Annotated in this window: 5 protein-coding genes; 2 read left to right on the top strand and 3 right to left on the bottom strand. The window is 36.3% G+C overall.

The features are described from left to right. Positions 1-545: 545 nt before the first annotated feature. Positions 546-869 carry a hypothetical protein gene (locus ACFINC_RS02205; protein WP_375615897.1) on the top strand — a complete coding sequence of 108 codons (324 nt, stop codon included), beginning with the start codon at positions 546-548 and terminating at the stop codon, positions 867-869. Between the two features lie 747 nt (positions 870-1,616). Here the strand turns inward: ACFINC_RS02205 and ACFINC_RS02200 are convergent. The 3 genes from ACFINC_RS02200 to ACFINC_RS02190 are packed head-to-tail and all read right to left on the bottom strand — an operon-like array spanning position 1,617 to position 3,307. Continuing rightward, positions 1,617-2,183 (bottom strand): hypothetical protein, encoded by a 567-nt coding sequence (locus ACFINC_RS02200; RefSeq protein WP_375615896.1) that lies wholly within the window; start codon positions 2,181-2,183, stop codon positions 1,617-1,619. Positions 2,184-2,231: 48 nt separating this feature from the next. Further along, positions 2,232-2,777 (bottom strand): hypothetical protein, encoded by a 546-nt coding sequence (locus ACFINC_RS02195; RefSeq protein WP_375615895.1) that lies wholly within the window; start codon positions 2,775-2,777, stop codon positions 2,232-2,234. Positions 2,778-2,806: 29 nt separating this feature from the next. After that, positions 2,807-3,307, bottom strand: coding sequence for a hypothetical protein (locus tag ACFINC_RS02190; protein ID WP_375615894.1), 501 nt, complete (start codon positions 3,305-3,307; stop codon positions 2,807-2,809). Positions 3,308-5,814: 2,507 nt separating this feature from the next. On the opposite strand from ACFINC_RS02190, the gene ACFINC_RS02185 reads away from it, so the two are divergent. Continuing rightward, positions 5,815-6,384, top strand: coding sequence for a hypothetical protein (locus ACFINC_RS02185; protein ID WP_375615893.1), 570 nt, complete (start codon positions 5,815-5,817; stop codon positions 6,382-6,384). Positions 6,385-6,574 lie beyond the last annotated feature (190 nt).

Raw genomic sequence — 6,574 nt, 5'->3', positions numbered from 1 at the left:
AGGATGCACTCTGGCCCTTAAAAAGAGTGCATCCTTCCCCTCAAAGGATACCGCCAAACCCTCAAAGGCAGTATCCAATCTATGAGGATGCACTCTAGCCCTCAAAAAGAGTGCATCCTTCCCCTCAAGGGATACCGCCAAACCCTCAAAGGCAAGTATCCAATCTATGAGGATGCACTCTAGCCCTCAAAAAGAGTGCATCCTTCTCTTCAAGGATTTTTCTCAATTTTCATCGTATCTCATTTTTATGAACCCTCATTTTTATGAATCTTTACTCAAAGGAACAAAAAGAAGTTTGCTAGCAACTATTGTATCACCCACCTTATGGGATTCCGCTTCCTTACAGAGCTTTCAAACTTTTTTATGCCTTCATAAAATCGAATCTGAAAGAATTCATTAAGGCAATTAAGGGCAAATTTTGTCAATTTATAGACAAAGTTTATTCTTTTTTGTGATTGTTGTATTTTTACTATAGTTATTTAAATCGAATTTATATATGATACGTATCGATATTTATTTGCCGAAATAAATATAGGAGAAAAACTATGAATATCAGATATTTTTTCATAGCGGGGGCTATTACTAGTGGTTTAGCTCTCGCGATTCAAAATTCTGATCGTATAGTCAATAAACAACCCTCTCCTATTGTTGCACCTTATACTGTTGAGAAAACATATTTACAGTTTTTTAAACCAGTAAGTAACATATCGGATACATTGAATATACTGAGAACAAGTAATAGAACAGCCTCAGAACAAGAATCAATAAACGATATATATGAAAAAGGAAAAAATTTATTGAATGCAATAGCTAGTTTTCTAGGATCACTTATTATATATTTCATACAATTGGTTTCTACTAGAGTATAAGATACAAAAAGTTATTAAAGCAATTAAATACATTTTGTATATATTGTAAACTGAGATAAAAGGCCCTTTTAAAAGGGGCCTTTTTTAGTTTAAGTTTAATTGTATTTTATTTTTATTGACAAAATATTACTGCTTTCAAGAATAATATTTTTTAATCTTCCTCACATCTTAAACGACAAAAGCTCTCCCCCCAGTTCTCACACCCCATACTGCTTTAGTCAATGATGGTCTACAATTCTCGCTGTTTTTCTAGTAAATTCCTCTCTTTTCAAGCAAGTTTCCCTATAGACGACTGCATACACGTCACTTCCAAGCCTCCATGAGGCAGCCCGATCCATTACACAAAACACCGTATATGCAAAAGTTTTACCCCCTTATTATCCGCCCCCAACACGCTCTTTTACCTTCTGCTCACATCATGAAACCACAAAGATTTTTAAACCGCGCCACTTTGTACACGATCATTACAATTTTGCGTCACAATTAGGCTCTTTCTTCAAGCAAATGTTCCTCTTTTCAAGAGAAAGCTTTTTTTATCATACTCTCAATTCTGCTTCTTTTGATTTTTGTGAGATCTGTTCTAATGCTCTATCGCGTTCATTAAGCACGCATTTCAGTTCTTTTTTTACTTTGCAATACAGCCGCGCACGCTTAATAAACAAGTAATAAATGATCCCCATTGTCCCGCATATTAAAACATTTAAGAGCATAAAGACTAGGAAAGAACAGACTATAAATGTTATAAGGCTACTCGTCATTTTGTCCCCCTTCCACATTCAGCATACGGATTGCCTGATCGCGTTGTTGTATCGCTTCTTCCAATTGTTGAAGCGTTTTTCTCAATTTTTTTGTTAATTTTATACCCATAAGCCCGATGATCGGAACAAAGAAGATAAACCCTAACCATATAAGGTTACACAGCAGCAAGATAAAGCCAACCATATCACTCTGCCACCATCCAAAATTTGCGATAGAAAAAGTAGCTTGTAGAAACAAAACAAGCATAAAAACAAAAAGAATTATTTTACATTCTTTAGGATAAAGAGGCAGAGATTCTTTGAAGTTAAGAAAACGCATTTTTGCATCAAGGGTCTCACGCACGAGATTCTGTCTTTTCATCTCTCCCTGATCATTGCGCAATTGTTGTATGGCTTGCTTTTGTTGCCTCGTATTCTTTTTCAATTCTTGGGATAGTTTACAAGACACTCTCAAATGCTTGATCATCAGGTAAGGAAGCCTGATCATGACCATAACCATTAAAATGGTAATGATGATACCCCCTAAAACAGCCAAAAATCCTATAACAAAAGTCACTTTTTCCCCCTATCGCATTGATGTAAAATCACCATTTTTATTCTCTGCTCAAGCAAATGTTTCTAATCTCTTCACTGTTTTTTTCACGCCATAATGAAGGAAACTATGAAGAATTAAAATGACAGGCAATGTGAAAGTACTCAACACCAATATCCACAACAACGGCAGCGCACCAATAAAAAACAATCCAGAAGCAACTTGAGGTGCAACAAGCGCAAATTTTGTAAAAACAGATGCAATAACCAAACTACATACGAAAAACACACTCACAACGCAGACTATAGAAAAGATTATCAAAGTATCTTTTCTTGAAAGTTTCAAAGATTGTTTAAAAGAAAGGGCACTAAACTCTGTTGCAAGCCCCCCGTTCTGTCCTCGCCCCTCTGTCTTATAATGCCACAAACTTTGCACTGTTGCCTTTTTTAATCTCCGTCGCATTCCAAACAACAATATTGTCCGTTTTATCAAAGAATAATAAAGTTCTAAGATAATCTTCACGGTAGAAAACAAAACCATACTCAACGCACAACAAATAAAGATAGCCATCCCTACCATACTCAAGATTACAAAAGCATTTATAAAAAAAGCAGTCACGTGTTTCCCTCTTGTGTTCTGTTGCGAGATTAGTTGTCTTGCTGTTGCTTCTCTGGCAATGTTTCCCACATCAGCATCATTTCCTTCACATCGCGTTTCAATATGGCATTAAAGATAAAAAAGAGTGGAAAGAATCCTAAAAGAACGCCAAAAATGTTCTGCGGCAAGAGACATAAAAAAGCCCAAACGCTATTCCATCCTGCGTCCCGCAAAGACGTGATTATAGGATTGTTTTTAACAGGCTGTCTCCATATCTCCCAAAACATTTTTTGAAGATCTTCTTGTTTCATTTGCGCCATTGCTTGCAACTGTTCTTTAGATATAATGTGAAAAAATTCCAGAGGCTTCATATAGACAGTCGCGACAAAAAGCACCAACAAGAGGATAGCCAAACAACAAATGATGACATACTCTTTCGTTGAGAGAGACATGCATTTTTTGAAAACAGCCGATTGATCTAACCCTGGCTGTAATGCAGAAGCCATATTTCCCTTATGGGCAGATTGGTGTTGTGATTTATCTTTGATCATGTTGATAGTCCCCCACGTCTAAAATGCCCACGCACTCTTTAATAATTTAATAACACGCGACCAGCGCGGCAAATTCGTCTAGCACTCTTTTCACCATGAAACAAGCACTAATAAGACCCTGTAAATCTATTTTTTAATTCTTTATACGTGACACCCTACAATCTCTAAAGGCTTACAAGCACAAACGCCACTGTCTTCCCCTTATCTATCATCACCCACACCTCAAAGGATAATGTTTTACACAACACGACAAGCAAGAATATTCAATCTAAAAAAAACATCTCATGTGGAAAACTGACAAGCCCACCATAAACGACAGCGTTTACCATTGCTTAAAATGAAGTCGAGCCCATAGGATACAAAGGATAAGGATAACGATATTTCTCCCCACCTCTTTAGAGGTTAAAGATTCTAAACCCCACATCCGTTTGTAAACAATCCAATTGTTCTCAGTACACTCCGCCTACTGAGCACTGATGTGCTTCATTTGCATAAGGCTCTACAGACAAGACCTCGCCTAAACATTTTTACTGTTTTATATTAATGGATCGAGCGTTGTATGCCTTATGTGCCGTATATCACCACCTTAAATGACGATATTTACAGCATAAGAGGATAAGATCGAAAAAAGCAAAAAGACAATATTGTAGAAATAAAGTTGTAAAAACAATCATATTTTTTCTCTATTTGATTGAAGCTCAAAAGAATTTTTTCTGCTGTTTCTAAGGATTTCTTCTCATTTTTACATTCTTTTTTAAAATGATAATACCATAGGAGAAGTAGACCAAAACGATAGAGAAGAATATGACAGAAAATGACCAAATAAAATTTAGCAGGATTAGAGTATAAAGTTATCATGTCTCCTCCCTATCATCCATTATGCCAGCAAACAGATCGTGCAATCACATTGACAAATGCACTATGGGGAAAGTCCATAAAAACAACAAAGCAATAGAGATGCAAAAGATTATTTTATAATCTCACAGCACCATAGACTTTTAAAGGAAGCCTACTAAAATGTACTACAAAATTTGAATAAGATACATACTCTACATTCTCGCAATATACATTTAAGGGATTAATTTATAATAATAATTCATTGTTTTTGCATAATGAATGAGAATCTTGAATATCGTAAGATTATTTCATTTCAAATCTGTTCCATGTTGAAACCAACTTGCAATCACCCCAGATCTTGCAATCACCCCTGATCATGTCTCCCGCACGTTACAAAGAGAAAGAGCCGTATGGAGTGAAACAGGAAAGAAAGAACTAAAAACATCTCTTAATAAACCGTCTCGCATGCCAAGGGCGTATCGCAACAATGGGAGCTGGTGAAATTGTGATGACGCCGGCTTGCTTCTTCACAAACGTAAAGATGGTGGTGTTCAATGGCTTTATAGTATTCAAATTTTATATTATTTCACTGGGAGGTGATATCGTTGTCCCCTTTCACGGGCACTGTCACGAAATGGGCTTCTAAGCCCTAAGACATGCCTCTTTAAAAAGCAACACAAAACAAAGTCAAATAAGCAACCAATTATCCAGCATGAAAAGCCCGTAACAAACAACCTTAAAGTTTTTCAATCCTCATTTGAAAGCTTCTTAATCAAAAAGGACCCATTTTAAAAATTCTTTCTTAACAAAGAAATATCTCACAGCCCCTCGCCTTTATAAAAGCGCCCACATTTATAAAGACCCCTCCTATAAAGGCATCTTCCATTAATCAAAGTAGCTTCTTTCGATAGTGCATCCCACCCTTTAAATAACATTCCCCCGTCTCATGATAAGAATCCTTAAAACAGCAAAACAAAATTTATCCTCTATAAAGGATAATAAAAGAGAACACCAAAACACATTGCTTAACCGTTCATAGGTTATTTTGCGCTAACAAACGATATTTTATTTGAAAATATCGGGCATCTTATGCTATTATAATAGAGTGGGGAAGTTTGTTTTTACAGCTCTCTACCACTCAATAGAAGATAATCGTCCTTTATAGGGGATAAAGATATGCATAACAGGGTGATGTATATCAAACATCTTGCAACAGCGCCCAATAACAAAAGAATGATTGTTCTAAAGATAGAGTTAAAATTTTCTGCAAAGCGCTCGTGAGAAAAGAAAGACGTAATCTCATTCGAAAAAACACCCATTCGAAAAAATGATAGTATAGCCATGGAACATCCTTCTTATTTTTTCATTCACATTTGACAAAAACTCTCTTCAATTTTTCAAGAGAAGATGAGAAGTCTTTAGAAAGCGCATAATCGGCTATGAATGAAAAATAAGACTGATAAGGACAAGATAAAAATGATAAGAAATACCTTTCAACAAAGATGATTTTTTCCTACCACGTTTCTTTTCTTTGCGCTTAAAGAAGCCTTTAGTATCGTTTATTTTTTGATCTGCAACGGCTTATATCCCTACAATATTTGCTTCAAGTGCTTTTTACATCCCTGTCCCCCATCCACAGACAGTTTCTTTTTCATTCAAATGGTAAGTTCATGAAAATACGTAAAAAAGGTGCTAGATCGACAATAACAAGCAAGCGAAAAGAGCCCAATGGACATATTTCACGTGTCCAAAGCCCCAGCAAATCTCCGCCTCAATCTGCGATTGAAATGCGTGCAAAACACTTTGGTTTAAGCCTCGAAGAAGCGAAAAATCCGCTTGTAGGAACCTATATTGGGCGTCTTTGTTTGCTTGGCTATAAAGAGGATTCATCAGGCATTAGTAAAGAGCAATATGACACGGCACAAAGATATCTCCAAATCAGAAACGACTATTTATGTGCAAAAGGTTTACCAAACGGCTATTATGATGGTTTTACGCATAGCGCATCAGATGAGAAAGCAAAAAAGCAATGGATTCAAAAAGCAACAGAACACTATGAAGATATGCAAGAAGCGATTAAAGAAGCACAATATCAGCATCGTCAACACAATTTTCATGCGGCATTACAATATCTCGTTATAGAAGATCAACCACTCTCTCCTCTTGTTGGTTCCTTGCGCATTATTCTTGATGCTCTTCATAAACATTTTGACTGTTCTACCCCAAAGAGCATTCGCTAAAAACACGCATCATAGACGTCCCCCTCACAGAATAAGGATTCTAAAATCCACATCCCTTTGTAAACATGTTTCTTTGTAAAAATGACACGCAAAGGCTGTGTTCTTTTTCAAGAAAAGCAGGGGTGTGAAAGGGATAATTGAGTAAAGAGGGAGCGAATTACGTTGGTGTTAAGGTTGATATCACGCAATA

Source organism: Bartonella sp. AP58NXGY (assembly GCF_042195785.1).
Taxonomy (GTDB): Bacteria; Pseudomonadota; Alphaproteobacteria; order Rhizobiales; family Rhizobiaceae; genus Bartonella.
This window is presented reverse-complemented; position numbering and strand designations above follow the sequence as displayed.

What these genes read in the sequence shown, in the direction of transcription:
- ACFINC_RS02190 (WP_375615894.1), bottom strand. Translation starts at nt 3,307, where the DNA reads ATGATCAAAGATAAATCACAACACCAATCTGCCCATAAGGGAAATATG.
- ACFINC_RS02205 (WP_375615897.1), top strand. Translation starts at nt 546, where the DNA reads ATGAATATCAGATATTTTTTCATAGCGGGGGCTATTACTAGTGGTTTA.
- ACFINC_RS02185 (WP_375615893.1), top strand. Translation starts at nt 5,815, where the DNA reads ATGAAAATACGTAAAAAAGGTGCTAGATCGACAATAACAAGCAAGCGA.